This is a genomic window from Rhodopseudomonas palustris (assembly GCF_007005445.1).
Taxonomy (GTDB): domain Bacteria; phylum Pseudomonadota; class Alphaproteobacteria; order Rhizobiales; family Xanthobacteraceae; genus Rhodopseudomonas; species Rhodopseudomonas palustris_G.
On the sequence record NZ_CP041387.1, the window covers coordinates 1,642,497 to 1,669,017 of the forward strand.

Consider the following 26,521-nt stretch of genomic DNA (forward strand, 5'->3'; position numbering starts at 1 on the left):
CTTGATCGGGCGGTGTCGGGCGGCTGGCGGATCGCCGTCTCCATCAAGTCTCCACATAGTCTCCACACGCGACCAATGCGCTGCAGGTAAGTCTCGCGCGTCATCGCATCGCGCTCCCACGCTCCGGCTGGGTGGTCGCCCCCGTCGTACTCCCGCGAGAGTGAAGCCCGTGTCGTCCCATTCAACGGTTGCCGCGATCGCGGCTCTGGCGTTTGCCGTGGCGCTTGCCGGTTGCAAGCCCCAGTCGGACGATCACGGCGCCGATTCCGCCGGCGTCGACCGTCCCGAGGTCGGCATCGTGACGCTGCGCCCGCAGGCGGTGGCGATAACCGCGGAGCTTCCCGGTCGGGTCGTCGCGTCGCAGACGGCCGAGGTGCGTCCCCAGGTGTCCGGCATCGTTCAGCAGCGCCTGTTCACCGAGGGGAGCGAAGTCGCCGAAGGCGCGGCGCTCTACCAGATCGATCCTGCGCCCTACAAGGCGGCCTATGACAGCGCTGTCGCGGCTTTGCGGAAGGCGGAAGCTGCGGTGCCCAGCGCGCAGGCCAAGTCGGAGCGCTATCAGGGCCTCGTCAAACAGAACGCCGTCAGCAAACAGGATTTCGACGATGCCGTTGCCGCGCTTGCCCAGGCGAAAGCGGAGGTGGCCACCGCTAAAGCCGCCGTCGAGACCGCCAGGATCAACCTCGACTACACGACGATCAAGGCGCCGATCGGCGGCCGGACCGACCGCTCGTCCCTGACGCCCGGTGCGCTGGTCACGGCCGGCCAGACCGGCTTGCTGACCACGATCCGCACGCTCGACCCGATTTTCGTCGACGTGATTCAGTCGAGCACCAACCTGCTGAACCTGCGGCAGGCGATCGACTCCGGACGCCTGAAAGTGAGCGGTCCGCATGTCGCGGTGAAACTGAAGCTGGAAAACGATGCGATCTATCCGCTGGCCGGCAAGGTGGAATTCTCCGAGGCCAATGTCAGCACCTCGACCGGCACGGTGACGTTACGCACGGTGTTTCCGAATCCGCAGCGACTGCTGCTGCCCGGCATGTATGCCCGCGCCGTGGTCGAAGAGGGCGTCGCGCCCGACAGCTTCCTGGTGCCGCAGCGCGCCGTCACCCGAAACACCAAGGGTGAGGCGGTCGCGATGTTCCTCGACAAGGACGGCAAGGCCGAGGAACGCGTTCTGTCCGTGATCCGCAGCGTCGGCAACAACTGGCTGATCGGCGCCGGGGTTCGCGACGGCGATCGGGTGATCGTCGAAGGCACGCAATATGTGCGTCCCGGGCAGATGGCCGCCGGCACCGAAGTCGTGGTCGACGACACGACCGGCGAAGTGCGCGAACGGCTGCCGCTGCAACGACGCGCCGCGCGTCCAAGGGCAGAGCCATGATCTCCGCATTCTTCATCCGAAGGCCGATCTTCGCCTGGGTGATCGCGATCGTGATCATGCTCGGCGGGCTGTTGGCGCTGACCACGTTGCCGGTGTCGCAATATCCGGAGATCGCGCCGCCGACGATCCAGATCAGCGCCAGCTATCCGGGCGCGGACGCGCAGACGGTCGAGAACTCGGTGACCAAGGTCATCGAGCAGGGCATGACCGGACACGACAACCTCGACTACATGACCGCGTCGTCGACCTCGAGCGGGCAGGCCGAGATCACGATCACCTTCACCAACAAGGCCAATCCGGACGTCGCGCAGATGCAGGTGCAGAACAAGCTGCAGCTCGTCACCGCGCTGCTGCCGTCGATCGTCCAGACCACGGGGCTCTCGGTCACCAAATCCACCAACGGCTTTCTGATGATCGTCGGCTTCGTTTCGACCAACGGCAAGATGAGCGAGACCGATATCGCCGACTATGTGAAGAGCTCGCTCAATGACAGGCTCAAGCGGGTCGAAGGCGTCGGCAATACCCAGTTGTTCGGCGGCGGCTATGCGATGCGGATCTGGCTCGATCCGGAGAAGCTGCTGAAATACGCGTTGACGCCGGCCGACGTCACCGCAGCGATTCAGGCGCAGAACACCCAGGTTTCGGCCGGCCAGCTCGGCGGCCTGCCGGCGCGCAAGGGCCAGCAGCTCAACGCGACCGTCACAGCGCAGAGCCGGCTGCAGACGCCGGCGCAGTTCCGCAACATCGTCGTCAAAAGCGACAGCAACGGATCGATGGTGCGCATTAACGATGTCGCGACGGTGGAACTCGGCGCCGAGGACTACACCAGCGCGTCGACCTACAACGGCTTGCCGGCGACGGGGCTCGCCATCAATCTGGCGACCGGCGCCAATGCGATCAGGACAGCCGCTGCCGTCAAGGCGGTGGTCAACGAGATGATCCCGACGTTGCCGCAAGGCGTCAAGGTCGTCTACCCCTACGACACCACGCCGTTCGTCGAGATCTCGATCGGCGACGTCACCCGTACGCTGGTCGAGGCAATCGTCCTCGTCTTCGTGGTGATGCTGGTGTTCCTGCAGAACTTCCGCGCGACGCTGATCCCGACGCTGGCGGTGCCGGTGGTGCTGCTCGGCACCTTCGGCGTGCTGGCGCTCGCCGGCTATTCGATCAACACGCTGACCATGTTCGCCATGGTGCTGGCGATCGGCCTTCTGGTCGACGACGCGATCGTGGTGGTCGAGAACGTCGAACGCGTGATGCACGACGAGGGGCTGTCACCGCGCGAGGCGACGGCCAAATCGATGACGGAAATCACCGGCGCGCTGATCGGCATCACCACGGTTCTGTCGGCGGTGTTCGTGCCGATGGCTTTCTTCAGCGGCTCGGTCGGGGTGATCTATCGGCAATTCGCGGTCACGATCGTCTCCGCGATGGTGCTGTCGGTGATCGTGGCGCTGGTGCTGACGCCGGCCCTGTGCGCGACGATTCTTCGTCCGCCGAAGCCGCACGACGAGAAGCGCGGCCTGTTCGGATGGTTCAACCGCGTGCTGGGCCGAGGCACGGATGCCTATCAGGCCGGGGCGCGCGGCATGCTGCGGCGTCCGCGGCAAGGGCTGATCGCGTTCGTGCTCGTCATCGTCGCCGCCGCGGCGTTGTTCATCCGCCTGCCGACTTCGTTCCTGCCGGAAGAGGACCAAGGCCTGCTGATGGTGTCGGTGCAGTTGCCGGTCGGCGCCACCACCGACCGCACGGAGCGCGTGCTCGACCAGGTCACCCGCCATTTTCTCGACCATGAGACCAAGGCGGTGGATGGCCTCATGACGGTGACGGGCTTCTCGTTTTCCGGGGCCGGCCAGAATGTCGGCATGGCCTTCGTGCGTCTGAGGGACTTCGCCGAACGCAAAGACGCCGACCTCTCCGCCAATGCCGTGGCTGAACGTGCCATGGCGGTGTTCGCCGGCATTCGCGACGCGAAGGTGTTCGCGCTGGCGCCGCCGGCGATCGAAGGGCTCGGAACCAGCAACGGCTTCGATTTCTATCTGAAGGATATCAACGGCGCGGGGCACGACAGGCTGATGGCCGCGCGCGATCAACTGCTCGGCGCTGCCGGAAAAAGCCGGCTGCTGAGCGGAACCCGGCCCAATGGGCAGGACGATACGCCGCAATTTTCGATCGACATCGATCAGGAGAAGGCGAGTGCGCTCGGCCTCAATCTCGCCGACGTCAACTCGACGCTGTCGATCGCCTGGGGCAGCAGCTACGTCAACGACTTCATCGACCGTGGCCGCGTCAAGCGGGTCTATCTGCAGGCGGCGGCGGACTTCCGGATGCAGCCGGAGGATCTGGGGCTCTGGTACGTCCGCAACAACGCCGGCGCGATGGTTCCGTTTTCTGCCTTCGCCTCAAGCCGCTGGACCTTCGGTTCGCCGCGGCTCGAGCGCTACAACGGCGCAGCCGCGGTTCAGATCCAGGGCGACGCTGCGGCCTCCGTCAGCTCCGGCGCGGCGATGGCGGAGATCGATCGCCTCGTCGCCGGCCTGCCGGCCGGCTTCGGCCACGAATGGACCGCGTTGTCGCGCCAGGAACAGCTCTCCGGCAATCAGGCGGCGTCGCTGTACGCGATCTCAATCCTGGTGGTGTTCTTGTGCCTTGCCGCGCTCTACGAGAGCTGGTCGATCCCGTTCGCCGTGATGCTGTCGGTGCCGGTCGGCGTGTTCGGCGCGCTGGCGGCCGCGCTGCTGCTTGGTCAGAGCAATGACGTGTACTTCAAGGTTGGTCTGCTGACCACGATCGGTCTTGCCGCCAAGAACGCCATCCTGATCATTGAATTCGCCATCGCGCGGCAGCAGGCGGGGCTGGGATTGCACCGCGCCACTTTGCTCGCCGCGCGGCAGCGGCTGCGGCCGATCCTGATGACCTCGTTTGCGTTCATCCTCGGCGTCGCGCCGCTGGTCGTCGCCAGCGGCGCCGGCTCGGCGGCGCAGAATTCGATCGGCATCGGCGTGATGGGCGGCATGCTGGCGGCGACCGTGCTGGGCATCTTCTTCGTGCCGCTGCTGTTCGTCTTGGTCCGGCGTGTGTTCAAGGGCGCGGCCGGCACTGAGATCGCCGTGAGCCCGACCCCGCCCGCGGCGTTCGGCCTTTCAGCCCCGAAAGACACGTGAGCAGAGCAATGATGCAAGCACGAACCCCGATGATGCGGCCGCGCCGATGGCTCGCGCGTTGCCGGAGAGCCGGAGTGCTGCTCGCCGCGTCCGCATCGCTGGCCTCGATAGCCACCGCGTTGAGCGGGTGCGCCATCGAGGTTCCCCTGGACCCTGCAAAGACGCCGCCGCCCGTTCAGGCGCCTGAAAGACCCGTGACACCTGCGAAGCCCGGGGTGGCGCCATCGTTTGCGACGCTGATGATCCTCGCCGCGGTGTTGCTCGGCGGATGCGCTGTCGGTCCCGACTATCGGACGCCACTTGTCGCGACGCCTGCGCAGTGGAGCCGGGCGGGCGCCTCGACCCCTGCGCCGCCCGTGTTGCCACGTTGGTGGACCCGCTTGCGCGATCCGATCCTGGATCGACTGGTGGTCGAGGCGGTGGACGGCAATCTCGACGTTGCGACGGCGAGTGCGCGCGTGCGCGAGGCGCGGGCGAGCTATCGGCAGGCGGTGGGCGCGCTGCTTCCGGCGATCACCAACAGCGACTCGGCAAGCCTGGCAAAGGGGATGGGGGTTCCGTCGGCGGCGCCCGGCCGACCGAACCTCAGCAGTCCGTCATCGGTGGCGGGATCGGAAGGCACCTCCGGTCTGTATAAGGCGGGGTTCGACGCGAGCTGGGAGCTCGATCTGTTCGGCGCCAACCGCAGGGCCGTCGAGGCTGCGGCCTACGGCATCGATGCTTCGGACGAAAATCTGCGCGCCGTGTTGCTGACGCTGGTCGGCGACGTCGCGTCGAGCTACGTCGAGGCGCGCGCCTATCAGGCGCGCATCGCGCTTGCCCATCGCACCGCGCTGTCGCAGGACGAAACCACCACGATCACCCGCAACCGCCTGGCCGCGGGCACCGCGTCGGCCGTGGACCTCGCCACCGCCACCGGACAGGCGGCGGCGACGCGCGCCGCCATTCCCGCGCTCGAGACGGCCTACGCCCAAACCGTGCACCGGCTGTCGGTGCTGACCGGACGGCCGCCGGCCGCGCTGTCGGCACTTCTGGCGCGGCCGAAGCCGGTCCCGACCCCGAAGCTGCCGGTGCCGGCCGGGATTCCGGCCGATGTTCTGCTGACGCGGCCCGATGTGCGGCTGGCGGAGCGCCGCTACGCGCAGTCCACGGCCCGTATCGGGCAGGCCGAAGCCGCGCTGTATCCCAGCGTCAGCTTGGCGGGAAACATCGCGACCTCCGGTACCAGACTCGGCGATCTCGGCAGGAATTCGTCGATTAGCTGGTCGCTCGGCCCGACCCTGACGATGCCGATCTTCAACGGCGGCAAATTGCGCGCGGCGGTGGAGATCGCGCAGGCGCAGCGCGACGCGCAGTTTCTGGCCTACCAGGCGTCCGTACTCACCGCATTGAAGGACGTCGAAGACGCGCTGGTGGCGCTGAGCAACGAGCGCGTGCGGGGCCGAATTCTCGCGACATCGACCACGGCCTATCGGCAGGCGGCGAGCCTGTCCCAGTCGCTGTATCGATCCGGCTCGTCGAGCTTCCTCGACGTGCTGACCGCCGAACGATCGCTCTACAGCGCCGAAGACGCACTGCTGCAGAGCCGGGTCCGAATCGTCTCGGACTACATCGCACTGAACAAGGCGCTCGGCGGCGGGTGGGACGGCGAGGTCGATGCGCCGACGCCGGAGGTGATCGACGTCGAAACCGGACCGCGTCCAGCCGGTCCGATCACGCATCGGCGTGCTGCTTTGTGAGTGAGACGATTGGAAAATAGGTCGACAATGTAGGAGACGAAGCAATGAAATTGGACGAGGCAAATCGTGTCATCCTGGTTCGGGCGCAGGAAGCCGAGCTGAAGGAGTTCCGGCTCGGCCTGCAGGACGCGTTCGCGGCCGGGTTCACAGCGGCATTCGGAACGGCGCCGGAAGGTCCGATCCCGTCGGATGCAGAGCTCGGCGATTTCTTCCATGCGCCGGGGGCGGTCACGTATCACGTCGTGCTGGGCGGTATGCGGGTCGGCGGGGTGGTGCTGACGATCGAAGCCACCACGCATCGCAATTCACTGGATCTGTTCTTCGTCGCCACCGAACATCACGGTAAAGGCATCGGCTCCAGAGCGTGGCGCGCGATTGAAGCGATGTATCCCGATACACTGGCGTGGGAAACGCACACGCCGTATTTCGAGAAGCGCAACATCCATTTCTACGTCAACAAATGCGGCTTCAAGATCGTCGAGTTCTACAACGTTCATCACCCGGATCCGCATCAGGAGACTCGGGAAGGAATCCCGGGCGGCGAATCCTTCCGGTTTCAGAAGGTGTATGCCGACCAATCGTCGCATTAGGGTGAACGGTGACGAATGGCGCTTCTCAGGCTGCGTGCAGTTCTTCATACCAGCTCCGTCTCTGGGTTCTGCGAGGATCGCACACAGCGTATTGTCAGCGCCGCCGGGCCGCACGATCCGCCCGGCGCGATGATCGCATCGGCCGCCGTCGAAACGACCTTGGAAACAACTTGATGAACGGCTCTTCCCCCGATCAAATGTGCGTTCAGTTTCGCGCGCGGCTTCGTTCGACATGTCCCAGACGGCAACGGACCATTCTTCTACCGAAGACCCTGATCGCTGGTACTGCACCAATATGGTGGGCGTGCCGGTCGGTCTGATCGGCTCGACGGCGTTCAATCGCTGCCTGCGGCGGATCACCATCCATGGCACGCGAGAGACCCATCCGGGACTGTTCCGGCTGCTGGCGGCCTGTGAGTATCCGGCGACTGCTGCCGAGGTGTTCGAGCATTACATGGAGCTCGAGTTCGGGCTCGCGCCGGGAGCGCAGCAGCCCGGCTCAGCGCGGCATCCGACCAGCTATCTCGATCTGCTACGCGGCTGGGGCGTCGAATCCGATTGCCCGAAGGCAGCGGTGCTGAAGGGCTGGGTCGAGAGCCGGTTCGGGCTGGTGCCGACCTTCCACAAGCAGCGGCTCGGGCTGTTTCCATCGGCGGCGTGGGCGACTTACCTGCAGGAAAAGACCGACGCCCGCTTTCACAACAACTGCATCTTCCAGCAGTTCGACCTGCTGTACGAATACTGCCAATGGAGCATCCGCCGCTTCAAGACACCGGGCCCGCGCTTCGTGCGGTTGTGGCGCGGCACCAATGATGTCGAGGATCAGTTGATCGATGGCGATGCCCGTCGCCGTCTGTGCACAGTGCGGCTGAACAATCTGGTGTCGTTCAGCGATTCCAAGGAGCGCGCCGAGGAGTTCGGCGACTGGGTGCTTGAGACCGAGGTACCGACGGTGAAGCTGCTGTTCTTCCCCGGCCTGCTGCAGCGCCAGGTGCTCGGCTATGAAGGCGAGCTTCTGGTGATCGGTGGAAACTACAAGGTGCGGGCGTATCACGGATGGTTTTGAGGGCCGTTGTGCAGGATATCGTCTCGGTTCGGTGACGGCCTATCAACGAGTCATTCCGGGGCGCTCGCGTCAGCGAGCGAGCCCGGAATCTCGGCCACGCAGAATAACCTCGGGATTCCGGGTTCGCGGCCTTTCGGCCGCGCCCGGAATGACGTGCGGAGACGGAAGAATTATTCCGTCTCGCCGGGCTGCTCGGGGCGCGGTTCGCCGAAGCCGTAGGCTTTGCCCTTGATGCTGTCGATGTCGATCCGGATCACCTTGGTGATGCCGAGCTTTTCCGCCGGATAGTCGAATTTGCGGTCGGTGAAGCGGCTGACGATCAGGTCGAGTGCTCGGGTCTTCTCGGCGACGTCGTCGACGAAATTGGCGCGGCCGAAGCCGATCACGGTGCGGTGCTTGGCTTCGAAATCGCAGGCGGCGTCCGCCGTGACGACGCCGTGTTCGGTCGTCACCTCAAAGCAGACGCGGTTGTTGGTCTTGAGAATCTCGATCTTGGTGCCGGCGCTGGCCGAATGGACGTACAGCGCCTTGCCGTCGAAGCCGTAGAACACCGGTACCAGGAACGGCACATTGTCCCGCGCCAGCGCCAGATGCAGCACCTTGTCGCTGGCCAGGATCGCATCGATCTCGGTGCGATCGGTGATTTCGCGGCTCCGCCGCCGCATCGGTCGGGCCAACAGGTCGGAGGCGACGTCGGTCATTGCAGATCTCCTTATGGTGCGGTGCTCCGGCCTAGCCGGTGCCGCTGGATCGGATCGTCAGCAGGCGCAGGACAGTTTCGAGGCCAGCGCCTTGATGTCGGTGTTCATCTTCGGCACCGGATAGCGCGCTTGCACGGACGGGCAGGCTTCGAGCGCCGTCATGGCCTGCGCAGGCAGGCCGCGAGTGCGTGCACCGGCGAGGATGAAGTCGCGATAGTCGCGGCTCGGCGGCTGTTGCGGCCCCATCTCGGTCTTACGGTGAAACAGTGCGTCGAGGACCTGGCCGCTCGCGTCGATCACTTCGACCGGGTAGTGGAAGTACGATCCGCCGCCGTCGAGCTTGACGCCCTGCCAGGCATCGAAGCGATCGAGCTCGGTGGCCGACAGCTCGTAGACCACGCCCCACACCTCAGCGCCGGGCTCGTCCACCAGCGTTTCGAGGCCGCTGTCCCAAACTTCCGAATGGCCGTGGAAGCCGAGCCGGTAGTCCGGCAGCCGGGCGATCGCGCGGATCTTCGGCTGGCACAGCCGCACCATGATGTGCTCGGGGTTCAGCGTCGCCCCATAGGCAAACAGCAGCGTGGTCGGCCGGCGGGCGGGCTTCGCGCGCGGCGCGGTCGGGAGCGGCGTGGTGAGCGTCGGGGTCATGTCGCTTCTGCCTGTGGTTTCGGGGTGATGGTGGCGGTGACGCTGAGGCCGGGCAGCTCCATGATCTCGGCGTCCATATCGAGCGCGCGCATCGCGCGGGAAAACCAGCGCGGAATGTGGTCGCAGACGAGATCGAGCTGACGGAATGGCGTGCCGGTGAGGAACGGGATCAGGATGTCCCAGGAGTTCAGGCCGGGATCATCCTGCAGCAGCCGCACCAGATCGAGCCGGAAGTGACCGCTGTCGTCATCGCCGATCAGTACCGGCTTGATCTCGTCGAGATCGCTGTCTGCACCGCCCTGACGATGGCGCCGTCGGCGCGAGCGTCGTTCGGCGCGTGAAGCCTTGGTGCTCTGTTGCGCGCGCTCGTTCTCCTTGCGGGCGATGGTTTCGAGCTGGGCGAACAGCGGACCGTGCGACTGCCAGGTCTGCACGCCCATCTCCTGCAGCAGCGAATTGACGACGCCGCGCACGCTCCTGGAGAGAAACAGCCGGCAATCTTCCAGTTCGGGGACCATCGCGGCGAGCGAGGCGTGGATCTGGGCAAGCCCATCGTCCGGCCGTACCGCGAAGCGGATCGTCTTGCGAACCTTCCAGACTTCGCCGTGCTGTTCGAACAGCAGGATCACGCCCTTGTCCGAGACCTTTGTGATCTCGCCCTCGGCGTCGACATAAGCTGCGATCTTCATCGGTTGTCTCGCGGCCGTCAGGAGAAAGAAGAGTCCGGCGGCGGACATGGCAAACCGCCGCCGGACCAGATCTTGAGCGTGGTCACCACACGTTCAGGATCCATTCGCGGTTCTTCTTGACCTCCATGTCGCCAAACAGCGTGTTGGCCATCTGTTCGGCGAGCCAGGTTGCGCCGGCGTAGCCGACCACGGGATAGCGATACAGGCCGGCGCGGTCGTAGGTCGGGAAGCCGACCCGCAGCATCGGGATGTTGTAGTCGATCGCGACGAACCGTCCCTTGGAGTGGCCGAGGATCAGGTCGAGTTCGAGGCCTTTCTTGATGCGGTCTTCGAGTTCGAACAGATCGGCGTTGGTGATGATCTCCATCGGGTAGTCGACGTTGGCCTTGAGCGCCGCGATCCGCGGGTCGTTGGCGTAGCCGGCGTTCTCGTCGCCGAGCAGCAGCAGCACCGGCTTCATGCCGAGATCGAGGCAGTATTCGGCGAGACCGAGCACGAGATCGGGGTTGCCGTAGATCGCCACCTTCTTGTCGGCCAGGAACATGTGGGCGAGGTCGGTGATGGCGTCGAGCGCGACGCCGCGCTCCTTGACCAGCGATTCCGGGATCGGCTTGCCGGTCATGTCCTTGACGTTACGGAGGAAGGTGTCGGTGTTGCGGATCCCGATCGGGGTCGGGCCGATCACCGCCGGCACGTCCCAGCGGGTCTGCAGCCAGGTCGCGGCGGCGCCGCCTTCGTAGCGGTTGAGCGCGATGGTGCCTTGCGCGTCCGCAGTCGCAGTCAGCTCGGCAATCGTGGTCGAGCCGTGCGACACCGCGCTCTTGTCCGGCATCAGCGGGCTGTCGAAGCTCTCGATCTCGAACAGCACGTTGGCCTCGACCTGCATCTCGGCCAACAGATGCTTGAGCTCCTTGACATCGCCCGGATTGACCCAGCCGGTGATCAGATTGATCTTGAGGCTCGGCTTGTCCTTCTTGGAGAAGTGCTTGACGAAGTCGCGCACCGCGACGTCGTAGCCCGTCACCATGCTGCCGACGAAGCTCGGGCAGTGGATCGGGATCAGATGGACCTCGCGGTCCGGATACTTCACGTCGAGCAGCTCTTCCTGCAGCTTGGTGACGACGCCGTCGACGTCGTCGCCGATCACCTCGGTCGAGCAGGTGGTGATGATCGGCACCACCTTGACGTGGGGATAGCGCATCAGCAGCACGTCGACCGCTTCCTCGACGCGGTCGAGCGCGCCGAACACCGCGCCGTCCTCGTGTACCGAGGACGAGGCGATTTCGAAGCTCTCCTTCAGGTGCTGCGAGATCAGGAGGCGGACGAACATCACGCAGCCCTGGCCGCCGTGGACGATGCCGATGCAGTCCTTGATGCCGATCGAGGCGTATTGCGCGCCGGCCGGCTGGCAGGTGAAGATCGGATTGATGGTGCCGATCCGGTCCTTCGGCTTGAATTGACAGTTCATGGCGAGGGTCCAATCAATAGTGCTTGTCGGTCAGCTCTTCGTTGAGCGACCCGGTGACGGTGAGATAGTCGATACGGGCGTGCAGCTCCTTCATCAGCGCCTTGATGTCCTCTTTGGACATCTCGGCAAGCCACGGGCAGGTCGCCTGATAGGCGCGCTGCAGCGTCACCGAATCGACCCAGTAGCAGCGGTCTTCCGGCGTCTGTGGCGTGAAAGGCTCGCCGGCGAGCAGCTTGGCGGCGATGCCGAGGATGCCCTCGTTCTGCCGCTTGCGGTCCCACGTCCGCGAATGGAACTGCCAGAGGCAGTTCTTCATGACCCAGTCGACCATCTGGTCGACACGGGCCTTGGTGACGTCGTCGAGCGCCTCATAGGCGGCGAGCGAGGCGGCCGCCGCGGCGGCGTCGGCCGGGAACGGATGCTCCGAGGTGACTTTGTAGGTGATCTTGGTCATGGGGCTCTCGTCTCACTCGGCCGCTTCGGCTTTGATGATCGGTGTGAAGTAGGGCGGGTTCTTCTTGCGCAAGTCGGCGATGATGTCGTCCTTGCCGGTGTAGCGGCGCAGGCTTTCCGACTTGGCGATCTCCTCGGGCAGATGCGCGTCCGACAGCATGCGCTGCGTGACGAAGCCGCGGTCGGTCGGGATCTCGTCCTTGCTGATGTCCAGCCCGGAGAGCTGGTGCATCGGCGAGTAGATGCCGTTGTAGATGTCGCGGGCGAACCGCACCCAGCCTTCGAAGCCCTTGTACGGGCCGTTGTGATAGGCGTGGGCGTTGAGGTAGGGGACGCGCATCTTCTTGGCGACTTCGCCGGGACGCTTGCCGGTGAAAATGATGTCAGGCTGCAGCCTTTCCAGCGCCTCGAGACCTTCGAGCTCGTTCGGATCGTCGATTGCCAGCGCATCCTCGCCGCAGCGGGCGATGCCCTTCTCCATGTCGCCCTGGTGGCCGAACTTGGTGTAGACCGAGACGACCTTGACGCCCATTTCCTCCTCGATGACGTGGGCCCAGTGCCACAGCTTGGAGCCGCCCGGCCACAGGCAGACCTTCTTGCCCTTCAGCCGTTCCTTGTACCAGTCGAGCTCCGGCTTCCAGCGCGCGGTCTCTTCGGCGATGATCGCTTCGGCGCGGTCTTCGATGCCGAAGAACATGCCGATCTTGCGCAGCGACTGCGACAGCGGTTCGAAGCCGAAGCCGTCGATGTCGAGCCGCGGGATGCCGTAGCGCACGCGCAGCTCGTTGCAGATGTATTCGGCCGAGCGGGCGCATTCGAGCACGTTGAGATGCGCGCGGTGCATCGCCCGCAGACCGTCGTAAGTGCCGTTGCCGGTGAAGGTCGACAGCACCTGGATGCCCATCCGGGTGAAGTAGTCGAGCATCACCTCCTGGTCGCCCTGGATGTTGTATTCGCCGACATAGTTGATGACGTAGTCGGAGGTGATCTCGGGCTCGACGGTGCCGACCTTGTCGTTGATCCAGGCGATGTTGATCTTGTGGTGGCCGCCGGACTGGCTCGGGCCGCCGAAGCCGGGCGAATTGCAGGTGAAGATGTCGACGTCCGGCATCTCCTCCATCACCTCGGCGGCGACCGCGTTGATGTCGTCGCCGATCAGAGCGGTGGCGCAGGTCTGGTAGATCGTCATCCGCTTGATGTCGGGGCAGGCCTTGAACGCCTCGATGATGTTCTGCTTCAGAAGGCCTTCGGCGCCGAACACGATGTGCTTTTCGCGGACGTCGGTGGCGAAGGTGTATTTGAGCTGAAAGTTGTTGTTGTCGGAGATGTAGCGCTTGGTCTGCCAGGTGTCGTAGGTGCAGCCGACGGGGCCGTGACTCATGTGAATCACGTCCTTCATCGGCGTGCCGATGACGTGCTTGGCGCCGCAATAGGCGCAGCCGCGCTCGGAGATCGATCCCGGGATGGTGTTGAGATAGCCGAGCGGAAGCGCGGTGGCGAGATTGTCGCCGGTGCCCTTGGTGACGGCGTGCTTCTTACGTTCGGGGAGACATTTCGAACAGTCGAACTCGTGATATGGCATCTTGTTGTCCTCGTGCGGGAAGTACGCCGTCAGGCGCGGGGTGCGCAGGTCAGTCCATCAGGCCGTATTTCACGACCATCTTTTCGAGTTCATCCATCGTCAGCGGCTTCGGAATCACGAAGTCCTTGTTGTCGATGATGGCCGAGCCGAGCTGCTTGTATTCGAGCGCCTGATCGGCCTCGGGATCGAACTCGGTGACGGTCTTCTTGTTGAACTCGGCCTTCTGCACGATGTTGTCGCGCGGCACGAAGTGGATCATCTTGGTGCCGATCGCCGCGGTGAACTCCTCGAGGAATTCGCGCTCGCCATCGACCTTGCGGCTGTTGCAGATGATGCCGCCGAGCCGCACGCCGCTCTGCTTGGCGTATTTGACGAGGCCCTTGCAGATGTTGTTGGCGGCGTAGATCGCCATCATCTCGCCGGAGGCGACGACGTAGACTTCCTGCGCCTTGCCGTCGCGGATCGGCATCGCGAAGCCGCCGCACACCACGTCGCCGAGCACGTCGAAGAAGATGAAGTCGAGATCGTCGGTGTAGGCCTGGTTGGCCTCCATCAGGTCGATCGCGGTGATGACGCCGCGGCCGGCGCAGCCGACGCCCGGCTCGGGGCCGCCGGATTCGACGCAGCGGATGTCCTTGAAGCCGCTCTTCACCACGTTCTCGAGCGTCACCTTCTCGGCGCCGAGCGTGCGCAGCGTGTCCATCACGGTGTCCTGCGGCTTGCCGCCGAGGATCAGGCGGGTGGAGTCCGCCTTGGGATCGCAGCCGTGAATGAAGATGTTCTTGTCGTGATAGAAGGCGAGCGCTGCCGCCGTGTTCTGCGTGGTCGTCGACTTACCGATGCCACCCTTGCCGTAGATCGCCACCTTGCGCGTCATCTGCTGAAACTCCTGCGATGAGTTGATCAGGACGATGAGTTGTCCATCGCCTCGCCATCGTTAAGAGCAACGGGCGTGCCAACGTGCGCGCACGTCTTGGCGCGAAAGCGGAAGTACGCGAAAGGGAAAAAGCCAAGCGCGGGTTGCTGGCGACGGATGCTAAGCGTTCGCAGGCATCCGAGATGATGCGATGATGAAGTCGGGCGAGGGAGCGCCGAGAACGCCCGTGGATTGGTCACTGTGTTCGGTGGCGACGACGACCAAGAAAGCGCACCGGAGACGACGCCTCAGGTCTCGTGTCGCGAGCTGGCGATCGAAATGTTCGTTCGACGTAAATTCTGGAAGAGGCGTGACGCGAGCCGTAACTTTCGGTCAGTTTGCGCCGGGCTCGAGGAAAGTCACGTCCAGTGTAAATTTCGATGCCCAGAGTTACCGGGTGGTCGATTACGCGGACGCTCTGCGCCAACGCAAAACGGCGGCCCGTGAGAGCCGCCGTCGGAAGTTTCGATGCACAAGATGAGAGGGCGTCAGCTCCGCGGCCGGAGTCCTGCGGTGCGGAACGTCTTGTAGGTGAGGCCGTGCCGATCCATTCGCAGGCCGAGCATCCGGCGCGTCAGGCCGAGCGCCGTGGCCGCGTGGCCGACATTGCCGTTGGAGGCTTTCAGCGCCTCGACGATCATTTCGTATTCGACCGCGGTGACGCGGTCCTCCAGCGTGCCGCTGAAGCCGGTGCCGGTCTCGGTCGGCGTCTGCAGCGAGGGTGGCAGGTCGTAGCCGTGAATCACGCCTTCGTCCGCCAGGATCACCGAGCGCTCGATCACGTTCTCCAGCTCGCGGACATTGCCGGGCCAGTGATAGCTCATCAGCATGTTGATCGCCGGGGTCGAGATCCGTCTGATCGGCTTGCCGATTTCGGCCGAATAGGTGGTGACGAAGTGGTCGGCGAGGGTGATCACGTCGGAGCCGCGATCGCGCAGCGGCGGGATGGTGATCGGGAATACGTTGAGCCGATAGAACAGATCTTCGCGGAAGGTGCCGGCCGCGACCATCTCGGCAAGGTTGCGGTTGGTGGCGGCGATGATCCGGACGTCGACCTTGACCGATCTGGCGCCGCCGACCCTTTCGAACGTCCGTTCCTGCAGCACGCGGAGCAGCTTGGCCTGGGTCGGCAAGCTGAGCTCGCCGACCTCGTCGAGAAAGATCGTACCGCCGGAGGCTTGCTCGAAATAGCCCTTGTGGGTGGCGACCGCGCTGGTGAAGGCGCCGCGCTCGTGGCCGAACAGTTCGCTTTCCGCGAGCGCTTCCGGCAGCGCCGCGCAGTTCGCCTTGATGAAGGGGCCGTCGGCGACCGGACTGTTGTAGTGCAGGGCGCTCGCCACCAGCTCCTTGCCGACGCCGCTTTCGCCGAGCAGCAGCACGGTGGCTTTGGTCGAGGCCACCTTGTGCACCATGGCGTAGACGTCCTGCATCGGCTTGGAATTGCCGATGATATTGGCCGGGCGAAACCGCTGCTTCAGCTCGCTTTTCAGCCTACGGTTCTCGGCTTCGAGCCGTACCTTGTCGACGTTCTCGATCAGATAGAGTTCGACCGCCGGCGCGATCAGCGAGGCGACCATGGCGAGCAGCTCGGCGTCCTGCTTGAGCAGCCGCTGGTTCATATAGACGCGCTCGGCGCAGATCGTGCCGAGCACCTTCTGCGCGAGCACGATCGGTACGCAGAAGAACGCCAGCTTGTCCTGTTTGCGGCCCTTGTGGGCGCGGGTGCGATCGAGAAAGTCCGGGCTGTCGATCACCCGCGGGATGATGATCGGCTTGCCGGTCTCGACCACCTTGCCGGTGATTCCCTCGCCGGGCGCATAGATGCCGCGGCCTTTTTCCTCGTCCGTCAGTCCGAAACTGTCGTGGATGAAGATCGCGTCGGAGCGGTGGTCGTACAGCATCATCACGCCGCGCTGCATCCGCATCTGCTGGCGCATGCCGTCGAGCACGATCGATACCAGCGTGGCGAGATCGGCGTTCTGTGTCAGCACCTGATTGATGCGAAACAGGATCTGCAGCACGTTGACCCGGCACTCGCCGGTAAAACAGTGGGTGAATTCGTCGACCAGGCCCTCAGGCTCGGCGTGTCGATCGACATCGAGCGCGGTCATGCACGATGCTCCTTGCGGCGGATAGCGATGACGGGAGAGGGCGATCGGCGGCGGCACGAAGCGACGGCAGTGAGAATGATCGCGATCCAGCGCGTGCTTGCGATCGGCATGGACGAGCTCCAACCATCGAGCCGCGAGACGCGGTCGAGTTGCTAACGGCTGGGAACCCTCGTTCCTGATGATGACGGACGCTTACGGCGTGGGTCGCGACGAAGATAGCAAAACCGCCGCGAGATGGAAGTCCGCCGTCCGGCCGACGAGGGCTGCGATAATCGCGCGGCAACGTGCCGCCGATCTCGATCGACAATCGTCGCCGGCCGTTGATGCCGCCGCCTCAGCCGAGCAAGTCAGATGAGCTTTCGCTCGATCCGTTGTGTCGACTTTGGGCGGATGTTCGCTGTGGACGGTGCCTGAGTCAGGAGGCGACGGAGCGGAACGGCTGTACGCGCGTGCGTCCGGCGCCCAGGGAGCCGAGATCGGCAGACAGCCGTTCCAGCGCGGACGCTTCAAGCAGATCCGGGTGAACGGTCGTGCGCAGGTCGCAACTCACCCCGCTGCCGAGCACAAGCGCAAGGCTGGCGCGCGCGCCGTCGCCGCTGCCGGCGACGCCGGTGATCCGATCGTACTCGGCGAACGGCGCTTTGACGTCGAAGCCGATCCAGTCGAGCAGCGGCAGGACGCGTGCGAGGCGTTCAGGATAAGGCCCCGCAGTGTGCAGTCCGATGCGAAAGCCGAGCGAGCGCACGGCCGCGATCGCCAGCGGAAGATCCGACTGCAGCGTCGGCTCGCCGCCGGAGAACACCACTCCGTCGAGCAGCCCGCGCCTTGTCTCCAGGAATGCGAACACGTCCTGCCACGCCAGTTGATCCGGCCCGCGGGCCGGCAGCAGATGCGGGTTGTGGCAGTAGCCGCACTGCCAGGGACAGCCTTGGCAGAACACGGTCGCGACCAGCTCGCCCGGCCAGTCGCAGGTCGACAGCCGGACGAGACCGCCGATCCGCAGCTCAGCCGAGCTTGGCGCGGGCTTCGGTGAAGTACTTGCGGTCATTGAATTCGCCGATCTTGCCGCGGTTGAACGAGGCGACGGGACGGTGATAGCCCATCACCCGGGTCCAGATCTCGCAGGGTTGGCGCTCGGCATCGGTCAGCTCGATGGCTTCGGTGGGAGTGGTGGGGATGGTGACGTGTGCGTTCATCTCTCTATTCCTTCTGGTCAGTGATTAGCGGCGAGCCGCTTGGCCGCGAGGCGTTCGGCGTCGCATTTCGGGCAGAAGGCGTGTTCGCCTTCGATGTAGCCGTGGGTTGGACAGATCGAGAAGGTCGGGGTCACCGTGACGTAAGGCAGCCGGAAGTTCTCCAGCGCGCGTCGCACCAGCTTCTTGCAAGCCTCGCCGGACGACAGCTTCGATCCCATGTAGAGATGCAGCACCGTCCCTCCGGTGTATTTGCGCTGCAGATCGTCCTGGCGTTCCAGCGCCTCGAACGGATCGTCGGTGAAGCCGACCGGAAGCTGACTTGAGTTGGTGTAGTACGGATTGTCCTCGGTGCCGGCCTGCAGGATTCCGGGCAAGCGCTTGCGGTCTTCCTTGGCGAACCGATAGGTCGTGCCTTCCGCTGGCGTGGCCTCGAGATTGTACAGATTGCCGGTCTGCTCTTGGAACGCGACGATCCTGGCGCGCACATGGTCGAGGACACGGACGGCGAAGCCGTGCCCCCACGGCGTCGCGATGGTCTCGCAGTCCGCGGTGAAGTTGCGGATCATTTCGTTGACGCCGTTGATGCCGACGGTCGAGAAATGGTTGCGCAGCGTGCCGAGATAGCGCTTCGAATAGGGAAACAGCCCGTCGTCCATGTAGCGCTGCACCACCTTGCGTTTGATCTCGAGGCTGGTGCGGGCGATGTCCAGCAGGGCATCGAGCGCGCGCAGCAGCCCCGCTTCGTCGCCGCGGTGCAGATGACCGAGCCGGGCGCAGTTGATCGTCACCACGCCGATCGAGCCGGTCTGCTCCGCGCTTCCGAACAGACCATTGCCGCGCTTCAACAGTTCGGTGAGATCGAGCTGCAGCCGACAGCACATCGACCGGATCATGTGCGGCTTCAGTTCCGAGTTGAGGAAGTTCTGGAAGTAGGGCAGGCCGTATTTCGCGGTCATCTCGAACAGCCGTTCGGCGTTCTCGCTGTCCCAGGGAAAATCCGGCGTGATGTTGTAGGTCGGGATCGGGAAGGTGAAGACGCGTCCTTTGGCGTCGCCCTTGGTCATGATCTCCATGTAGGCGCGGTTGATCATGTCCATTTCGGGCTGAAGCTCACCATAGGTGAAGTCCATCTCCTCGCCGCCGATCACCGGCACCTCGTCGCGCAGATCTTCCGGGCAGGTCCAGTCGAAGGTGAGGTTGGTGAACGGCGTCTGCGTGCCCCAGCGTGACGGGACGTTGAGGTTGTAGACCAGTTCCTGGATGCCCTGCAGCACGTCGGCGTAGCTCAGCCTGTCCTTGCGCAGGAACGGCGCGAGGTAGGTGTCGAACGAGCTGAACGCCTGGGCGCCGGCCCATTCGTTCTGCAGCGTGCCGAGAAAATTGACGATCTGTCCGATCGCGCTCGACAGATGCTTCGGCGGGCTGGCCTCGACCTTGCCGGGCACGCCGTTCAAGCCCTCGGTGAGCAACATGCGCAGCGACCAGCCGGCGCAGTAGCCGGACAGCATGTCGAGGTCGTGAATATGCAGGTCGCCGTCGCGATGGGCGCGGCCGACCTCCGGCGGATAGACGTGCGACAGCCAGTAGTTGGCGACCACCTTGCCGGACAGATTGAGGACCAGGCCGCCGAGCGAATAGCCCTGGTTGGCGTTGGCGTTGACCCGCCAGTCGGTGCGATCGAGATATTCGTTGATCGACGCGATCGCATCGACGGCGACTTTGCGGTCGTTGCGCGCCTGGGAGCGCTTCTCGCGATAGACGATGTAGGCCCGCGCGGTGGTCAGATGGTTCGCCGAGATCAGCACCTGCTCGACGATATCCTGCACCTGCTCGATCTGCGGCACGGCTCCGGCGAACCGGTGCGCAATGACCTTGACCGATTGACTGGTGAGAAGACCCGCTTCGAGTTCGCCGAACTCCCTCGTCGCCTGTCCGGCACGCGCGATCGCGGATCGGATCTTGGCACTGTCGAACGCCGCTTCAGCGCCGCTCCGCTTGATGATCGCTCGAGGAAGGTTGGTCTGGTCGGAAACAGGCATCGGCACCCCGCGGGTCGAATTGCGGGCCGGGGTTCAGGCAGGCGCGTGCAAGAGTCGTACGGAGCGCCGTACGCACGGAAGCAAGCGACCCACCGGGACACCCCGCCCAGGGACGTTTGGTTGTTCGCGGCAGGTCTCCTGGCTTGCGGGTCGTCGCCTTCGTCTGCCTTCCCAGGATTGCTCCCAGTGGCCTGATGACGTCGGCTCGCCGCTGACAGTTGCGGGGGCAGCTCCGGCTTAGGCGGTAACGCCGCACCGGATTCCCTCTTAGCCCTCGATTAAACGATTCGAGAGACCGCGAATACAATATGTAGTGCCCTAGCTGCCGTTCTTGTCAAGCAGTCGATGTGTTATTGCTGCCGCCGGCGGGCGCGCTCCCGCGCGGGGAGCGACCGGGTGCCGCGCCGGGCTGCGGCACCTTGACGGTGTTTCGATCCACGCTCCCGCGCGGGGAGCGACGCTGCACCGCGCTCACCGCGCTGCCCGACCTGCCGTTTCGATCCACGCTCCCGCGCGGGGAGCGACCCAGGGTCGCGTCATTGTCGATCACGCCCGCCGCGTTTCGATCCACGCTCCCGCGCGGGGAGCGACTCGCGTCTGGCTGGGACCGTGTTCGCGCCAACGAGTTTCGATCCACGCTCCCGCGCGGGGAGCGACGGGTTCGGAGAGCCGCCAGGACCGACCAGAGGATCGTTTCGATCCACGCTCCCGCGCGGGGAGCGACTTTTCATCGTCTCCCCCGGCAACACCGGAGCGATGTTTCGATCCACGCTCCCGCGCGGGGAGCGACGAGCTGGGTTTGCTGACGAGCGACACCTTTGGCCGGTTTCGATCCACGCTCCCGCGCGGGGAGCGACCGCGCCGTCGACAGCGAGGCCGCGTCGGCCTCGGTGTTTCGATCCACGCTCCCGCGCGGGGAGCGACGCCGCCCGTCCGCCGATGACTTCGCGCTGCACTGGTTTCGATCCACGCTCCCGCGCGGGGAGCGACCGCCACCCGACGCCGCGCCGGACGTCGCCGAAGCGTTTCGATCCACGCTCCCGCGCGGGGAGCGACCCATATTGAGTACGGCCATGGCCGCGCGATACAGTTTCGATCCACGCTCCCGCGCGGGGAGCGACTGTAGAGCGAGGCCATGCGGCCGCCTTCCCAACCGTTTCGATCCACGCTCCCGCGCGGGGAGCGACTCGGCGCACTGAGCGAGCTTGATTGTCACGGTCTGTTTCGATCCACGCTCCCGCGCGGGGAGCGACGTGCTGTTCAACCGGGTCTATGGCGTCGGAAATCCGTTTCGATCCACGCTCCCGCGCGGGGAGCGACTCGGCGACAATTTCGCGAAGATCTTCGACAGTATGTTTCGATCCACGCTCCCGCGCGGGGAGCGACCGTCGCGACCGGCTGCAGCCGCGCATCGTCGATGTTTCGATCCACGCTCCCGCGCGGGGAGCGACTGCGAAGGAAAACCGCTGCCAGTGCGATCGTCGCGTTTCGATCCACGCTCCCGCGCGGGGAGCGACGTCGCGCAGCAATCGACGCCTTTGCGGACGGAGAGTTTCGATCCACGCTCCCGCGCGGGGAGCGACTCCTCGCCGTCCATCCCGTGCACGATCCGTGCATGTTTCGATCCACGCTCCCGCGCGGGGAGCGACAGGCTTCCTGATACTTCTGCCCGCAGAATGGGCAGTTTCGATCCACGCTCCCGCGCGGGGAGCGACAGCGTGGCGAGACGATCGGCCAGCAAGCGCTGGCGTTTCGATCCACGCTCCCGCGCGGGGAGCGACGGCGCGACATCGGAGGCTCCCGTGAGGTTTCACGGGTTTCGATCCACGCTCCCGCGCGGGGAGCGACTGGCAGGCTCCAGTCAGGTGAGGGAGGATCAGGTGTTTCGATCCACGCTCCCGCGCGGGGAGCGACAGATTCTTGAGTTGCTCGACATTGTGCGGATGGCGTTTCGATCCACGCTCCCGCGCGGGGAGCGACGATGTCGAGGCGCTGGCCGAGCATCTGGCCAAGGTTTCGATCCACGCTCCCGCGCGGGGAGCGACAACCTGGCCTCGACAATCAACTCCATCGAATTGGCGTTTCGATCCACGCTCCCGCGCGGGGAGCGACCCGAGGTCAAGCCCGGCCTCGCCGCGGAGGCCGTGTTTCGATCCACGCTCCCGCGCGGGGAGCGACAACACCATGCCGCCGCCCTCGCCGACGTCACGGAGTTTCGATCCACGCTCCCGCGCGGGGAGCGACCCGGCGCCGCCACCACGGCAACGCTGCCGTCTTGTTTCGATCCACGCTCCCGCGCGGGGAGCGACTCCGCTCGCCACCAAGAGCCTCGCACGCCTCGGTGTTTCGATCCACGCTCCCGCGCGGGGAGCGACCGCACCATGGTCGGAGCATATCCCTGCGCGGTGGTGTTTCGATCCACGCTCCCGCGCGGGGAGCGACCGAGACGGAGGGTCTGCGCTCGACCTCCAGCTCGAGTTTCGATCCACGCTCCCGCGCGGGGAGCGACCGCCACCACCTTTGTTGTTCTGGCGATTGGCGCCGGTTTCGATCCACGCTCCCGCGCGGGGAGCGACCTCGTTCATTCTGGCCGAATCGATCGCGTCCTCGGTGTTTCGATCCACGCTCCCGCGCGGGGAGCGACCGCCAGCAGGAGCGGGCGCGGCGACGTGAGAAGTGGTTTCGATCCACGCTCCCGCGCGGGGAGCGACGAGCCGGTGACGGTGGATGCTGGGGAGGGGCGATGTTTCGATCCACGCTCCCGCGCGGGGAGCGACCCCAGGCGCTTGCGCAAGCGTGCTGGTGGAGAGGGTTTCGATCCACGCTCCCGCGCGGGGAGCGACCCGTGCAGCTCGCAAGAAATGGGGTGTTACCAGCAAGTTTCGATCCACGCTCCCGCGCGGGGAGCGACGATGTTGTCCAGCATCTTCAGTGCTTCGGTATGGTTTCGATCCACGCTCCCGCGCGGGGAGCGACCAGCGTTCATCGCGACATCACCCGCTCGTACAGGGTTTCGATCCACGCTCCCGCGCGGGGAGCGACTCTTCGTCGTGCCGAGCATGATCGACGCATCGGAGTTTCGATCCACGCTCCCGCGCGGGGAGCGACGCGCTCGAGCTGGTGCGGATCGATGCCTGGCAGGTTTCGATCCACGCTCCCGCGCGGGGAGCGACGCGACGCACGATCGCAATGCGCGGCCGTTGAGCGTTTCGATCCACGCTCCCGCGCGGGGAGCGACGGTACGCCAAGCGCTGCTCCGGTCTGGTCAATTGCTGTTTCGATCCACGCTCCCGCGCGGGGAGCGACGCTGCCGAAGGCGATCTCCGAGGAGATGTGGCGGTTTCGATCCACGCTCCCGCGCGGGGAGCGACCGCCACCACCTTTGTTGTTCTGGCGATTGGCGCCGGTTTCGATCCACGCTCCCGCGCGGGGAGCGACGTCTCCGCCTGCGGATCGCGCAGATCGTAGGAGCCGTTTCGATCCACGCTCCCGCGCGGGGAGCGACGACACCGACGATCACGGTGACCCACGAGTAGAGGTTTCGATCCACGCTCCCGCGCGGGGAGCGACTCTTTGCCGAGGCCAAGGCGGCCGGATTCGATGTGTTTCGATCCACGCTCCCGCGCGGGGAGCGACTCCGCAAAATCCCGCACGCCCTGCTGCGACAAGTTTCGATCCACGCTCCCGCGCGGGGAGCGACGGAGATACAGGATGTAGTCGTCAAAATCGTCCGTGTTTCGATCCACGCTCCCGCGCGGGGAGCGACCATCTGCGACATCCTTGGTTGGAGACTGCGCCGGGTTTCGATCCACGCTCCCGCGCGGGGAGCGACCTGTGGCGTCGGCGGCGGTCTCCTGCTTGCGCAGGTTTCGATCCACGCTCCCGCGCGGGGAGCGACCCGGCGAGACGATCATCATCTTCGCGTCGGTGACGTTTCGATCCACGCTCCCGCGCGGGGAGCGACTTGAAGCCGACGACGATTATCCGGTGCAGTTCTGGTTTCGATCCACGCTCCCGCGCGGGGAGCGACAAGCGCGGCACGGTGACATCCTACACGGTGTATCTGTTTCGATCCACGCTCCCGCGCGGGGAGCGACGAGCCGGTGACGGTGGATGCTGGGGAGGGGCGATGTTTCGATCCACGCTCCCGCGCGGGGAGCGACGATGTCGAGGCGCTGGCCGAGCATCTGGCCAAGGTTTCGATCCACGCTCCCGCGCGGGGAGCGACCCACGGCTTTGCGGCGCGAGGTCGACGCCGCCAACGTTTCGATCCACGCTCCCGCGCGGGGAGCGACAAGAGCGACCGTCGCGTCTGCTGAGACCCACCCGTTTCGATCCACGCTCCCGCGCGGGGAGCGACTACTCGGTGAAGACGACCGAGGTCATTCTCTCTTGGTTTCGATCCACGCTCCCGCGCGGGGAGCGACATGGCGAAGAGTGCTCGCACATTCGCCGGACCTTGTTTCGATCCACGCTCCCGCGCGGGGAGCGACGAGCGGCGCCGGCCGGCGCAGGTCGATCGCCTCGTTTCGATCCACGCTCCCGCGCGGGGAGCGACAGGCGGCACGATCATGCGCTTTTCATCGCAGACGTTTCGATCCACGCTCCCGCGCGGGGAGCGACCATTCGGCGTCTCGCCGTCGTTGCCCCAGTCGTTGTTTCGATCCACGCTCCCGCGCGGGGAGCGACGCGAGCGCGGCGGACCATCTGTTCGTTTGCCGCGTTTCGATCCACGCTCCCGCGCGGGGAGCGACCGTCGACCGGGGTGATCACTGTGACGTCGTGAGTGTTTCGATCCACGCTCCCGCGCGGGGAGCGACCCGACGATATCGGACACAGTCTCTCGGCTGGTGATGTTTCGATCCACGCTCCCGCGCGGGGAGCGACTCTTGGTTCCTTCCTTCGCAAATTCATCAGGTGGTGTTTCGATCCACGCTCCCGCGCGGGGAGCGACGCGATGATCGCGCCGGCGACGACAACCATCGTGATGTTTCGATCCACGCTCCCGCGCGGGGAGCGACGGCCCTCCGCCGCGATCTGCACCGAGCCTTCCCCGTTTCGATCCACGCTCCCGCGCGGGGAGCGACAGAGCACGCGGGTCTCGGTGACGCCGGCGACCGTGTTTCGATCCACGCTCCCGCGCGGGGAGCGACCGGCGATCGAGATGGCGGCGGTGGCGATCGCGGTGTTTCGATCCACGCTCCCGCGCGGGGAGCGACGAAGCTTTACCGCGTCGAATACAGCCGCGAGAATAGTTTCGATCCACGCTCCCGCGCGGGGAGCGACACAAGCTGCACAGTTAGCTTGGATTTATCTTTATGTTTCGATCCACGCTCCCGCGCGGGGAGCGACTGTGATATTTAGCAGCGTGCGGCCCGGCAGCAAATGTTTCGATCCACGCTCCCGCGCGGGGAGCGACCAGCCGGAATGAAATCATTTGCTGATCGTGTTTACGTTTCGATCCACGCTCCCGCGCGGGGAGCGACAATGACGGTCAATGTAACTCGCACTAGTGGTTCGGGTTTCGATCCACGCTCCCGCGCGGGGAGCGACACGTTACATTACAGAAATTAGAAAGATGCGACGCGTTTCGATCCACGCTCCCGCGCGGGGAGCGACTCCGAGACGCGGAACATTACCGCAACTTTGGAATGTTTCGATCCACGCTCCCGCGCGGGGAGCGACGACGTTGCGGAGCTGTGCCAGCAAGCCGTTGTAGTTTCGATCCACGCTCCCGCGCGGGGAGCGACTACTGAGGGTGCCGACAGCGACTTGTCCGACGCCGTTTCGATCCACGCTCCCGCGCGGGGAGCGACGGCTTCTCCGCGCCGAAGGCGTGAGGTTGTCGGTGTTTCGATCCACGCTCCCGCGCGGGGAGCGACATCCGATCGAGGTGATGGCGTCTGTCCTGCGCGAGTTTCGATCCACGCTCCCGCGCGGGGAGCGACCAAGATTGCGGCGATCGTTCGCAATGCCGAGGTGTTTCGATCCACGCTCCCGCGCGGGGAGCGACGTTGCGCTGAGATACTGCCCGACCCATGCCAGCGTTTCGATCCACGCTCCCGCGCGGGGAGCGACCTCGCCCTTCGGGCGGTCAAATCGTTAGTTTTATGTTTCGATCCACGCTCCCGCGCGGGGAGCGACGCTCGAGCGATCTTCGGGTCTCAGGACCTGGAGGTGTTTCGATCCACGCTCCCGCGCGGGGAGCGACGAACCGACAACGTATGCAAGACCCTCTTGCGTAGTGTTTCGATCCACGCTCCCGCGCGGGGAGCGACCAGCGTGGTCGAGGGCGTGCTGTTCACGATCCCGTTTCGATCCACGCTCCCGCGCGGGGAGCGACTCGCGGAGCGCCGGCATCGGGTCGATTTCGAGCAGGTTTCGATCCACGCTCCCGCGCGGGGAGCGACGCACCATTGATCGAACCTGAAGCTAAGGATGAAGGTTTCGATCCACGCTCCCGCGCGGGGAGCGACGGAATGGCAGGGCTCGACGCCGGGCATCGAAGGTGTTTCGATCCACGCTCCCGCGCGGGGAGCGACAATACCGCCAACTCCGGCACGATCGCGATGGACGGTTTCGATCCACGCTCCCGCGCGGGGAGCGACTCGAGGGGGATCGCGTCGGCGTGTGCTTCCGGCTGTTTCGATCCACGCTCCCGCGCGGGGAGCGACGGTCGACATGATCTGCCGCCGCGCCTATGGCGACGTTTCGATCCACGCTCCCGCGCGGGGAGCGACGGTCGACATCGGACTGGATGACTGCGTTAGTC

Annotated in this window: 16 protein-coding genes, 1 CRISPR repeat array and 1 riboswitch (1 of these 18 running past the window's edge); of the genes, 5 read left to right on the forward strand and 11 right to left on the reverse strand. The window is 65.2% G+C overall.

Going from position 1 to position 26,521, the window contains the following annotated elements:
- Nucleotides 1-169: 169 nt before the first annotated feature.
- The 5 genes from FLL57_RS07490 (at nucleotide 170) to FLL57_RS07510 (ending at nucleotide 7,946) form a co-directional block, all read left to right on the forward strand.
- Nucleotides 170-1,387, forward strand: a complete 1,218-nt coding sequence (locus FLL57_RS07490; RefSeq protein ID WP_142882555.1) for an efflux RND transporter periplasmic adaptor subunit — start codon at nucleotides 170-172, stop codon at nucleotides 1,385-1,387.
- On the forward strand, nucleotides 1,384-4,551 hold the full coding sequence (locus FLL57_RS07495) for an efflux RND transporter permease subunit (RefSeq protein ID WP_142882556.1): 3,168 nt from the start codon (nucleotides 1,384-1,386) through the stop codon (nucleotides 4,549-4,551). The genes FLL57_RS07490 and FLL57_RS07495 overlap by 4 nt, the downstream gene beginning before the upstream one ends.
- 74 nt (nucleotides 4,552-4,625) lie before the next feature.
- A complete protein-coding gene (locus FLL57_RS07500; protein WP_142882557.1) occupies nucleotides 4,626-6,290 on the forward strand; it encodes an efflux transporter outer membrane subunit in 1,665 nt (554 codons plus the stop codon).
- Nucleotides 6,291-6,334: 44 nt separating this feature from the next.
- Entirely contained in the window at nucleotides 6,335-6,880 is a 546-nt protein-coding gene (locus tag FLL57_RS07505) for a GNAT family N-acetyltransferase (protein WP_142882558.1), read from the forward strand.
- A 232-nt stretch (nucleotides 6,881-7,112) separates the two neighbouring features.
- Complete coding sequence (locus tag FLL57_RS07510; RefSeq protein ID WP_142882559.1) at nucleotides 7,113-7,946, forward strand: NAD(+)--dinitrogen-reductase ADP-D-ribosyltransferase; 834 nt, start codon at nucleotides 7,113-7,115, stop codon at nucleotides 7,944-7,946.
- A gap of 170 nt (nucleotides 7,947-8,116) precedes the next feature.
- Here the strand turns inward: FLL57_RS07510 and FLL57_RS07515 are convergent, their stop codons facing one another.
- The 11 genes from FLL57_RS07515 to FLL57_RS07565 form a co-directional block, all read right to left on the reverse strand.
- Entirely contained in the window at nucleotides 8,117-8,647 is a 531-nt protein-coding gene (locus tag FLL57_RS07515; RefSeq protein ID WP_142882560.1) for a pyridoxamine 5'-phosphate oxidase family protein, read from the reverse strand.
- A gap of 57 nt (nucleotides 8,648-8,704) precedes the next feature.
- Nucleotides 8,705-9,295, reverse strand: coding sequence for a gamma-glutamylcyclotransferase family protein (locus FLL57_RS07520; protein WP_142882561.1), 591 nt, complete (start codon nucleotides 9,293-9,295; stop codon nucleotides 8,705-8,707).
- Complete coding sequence (gene anfO, locus FLL57_RS07525) at nucleotides 9,292-9,984, reverse strand: Fe-only nitrogenase accessory protein AnfO (RefSeq protein ID WP_142882562.1); 693 nt, start codon at nucleotides 9,982-9,984, stop codon at nucleotides 9,292-9,294. Before anfO ends, FLL57_RS07520 begins: the two co-directional genes overlap by 4 nt.
- 82 nt (nucleotides 9,985-10,066) lie before the next feature.
- The gene (gene anfK, locus FLL57_RS07530; protein ID WP_047308189.1) at nucleotides 10,067-11,452 is read right to left on the reverse strand and encodes a Fe-only nitrogenase subunit beta; all 1,386 of its coding nucleotides are present in this window, start codon (nucleotides 11,450-11,452) and stop codon (nucleotides 10,067-10,069) included.
- 13 nt (nucleotides 11,453-11,465) lie between these two features.
- Nucleotides 11,466-11,906, reverse strand: a complete 441-nt coding sequence (gene anfG / locus FLL57_RS07535) for a Fe-only nitrogenase subunit delta (protein WP_013502820.1) — start codon at nucleotides 11,904-11,906, stop codon at nucleotides 11,466-11,468.
- Nucleotides 11,907-11,918: 12 nt separating this feature from the next.
- Nucleotides 11,919-13,487, reverse strand: coding sequence for a nitrogenase iron-iron protein, alpha chain (gene anfD / locus FLL57_RS07540; RefSeq protein WP_142882563.1), 1,569 nt, complete (start codon nucleotides 13,485-13,487; stop codon nucleotides 11,919-11,921).
- Nucleotides 13,488-13,536: 49 nt separating this feature from the next.
- Nucleotides 13,537-14,364, reverse strand: a complete 828-nt coding sequence (gene nifH, locus FLL57_RS07545; RefSeq protein ID WP_013502818.1) for a nitrogenase iron protein — start codon at nucleotides 14,362-14,364, stop codon at nucleotides 13,537-13,539.
- Between the two features lie 527 nt (nucleotides 14,365-14,891).
- Nucleotides 14,892-16,514, reverse strand: coding sequence for a sigma 54-interacting transcriptional regulator (locus FLL57_RS07550; RefSeq protein WP_142882564.1), 1,623 nt, complete (start codon nucleotides 16,512-16,514; stop codon nucleotides 14,892-14,894).
- A 415-nt stretch (nucleotides 16,515-16,929) separates the two neighbouring features.
- Nucleotides 16,930-17,562 (reverse strand): anaerobic ribonucleoside-triphosphate reductase activating protein, encoded by a 633-nt coding sequence (locus FLL57_RS07555; protein WP_142882565.1) that lies wholly within the window; start codon nucleotides 17,560-17,562, stop codon nucleotides 16,930-16,932.
- A complete protein-coding gene (nrdD, locus tag FLL57_RS23600) occupies nucleotides 17,519-17,710 on the reverse strand; it encodes an anaerobic ribonucleoside-triphosphate reductase (protein WP_142882566.1) in 192 nt (63 codons plus the stop codon). The genes FLL57_RS07555 and nrdD overlap by 44 nt, the downstream gene beginning before the upstream one ends.
- A 17-nt stretch (nucleotides 17,711-17,727) precedes the next feature.
- Entirely contained in the window at nucleotides 17,728-19,749 is a 2,022-nt protein-coding gene (locus FLL57_RS07565; protein WP_142882567.1) for a ribonucleoside triphosphate reductase, read from the reverse strand.
- A gap of 111 nt (nucleotides 19,750-19,860) precedes the next feature.
- Nucleotides 19,861-20,064, reverse strand: a riboswitch (cobalamin riboswitch).
- Nucleotides 20,065-20,176: 112 nt separating this feature from the next.
- A CRISPR array of direct repeats spans nucleotides 20,177-26,521; the repeat unit is 32 nt; unit sequence GTTTCGATCCACGCTCCCGCGCGGGGAGCGAC; it runs 1,232 nt beyond the window's last position.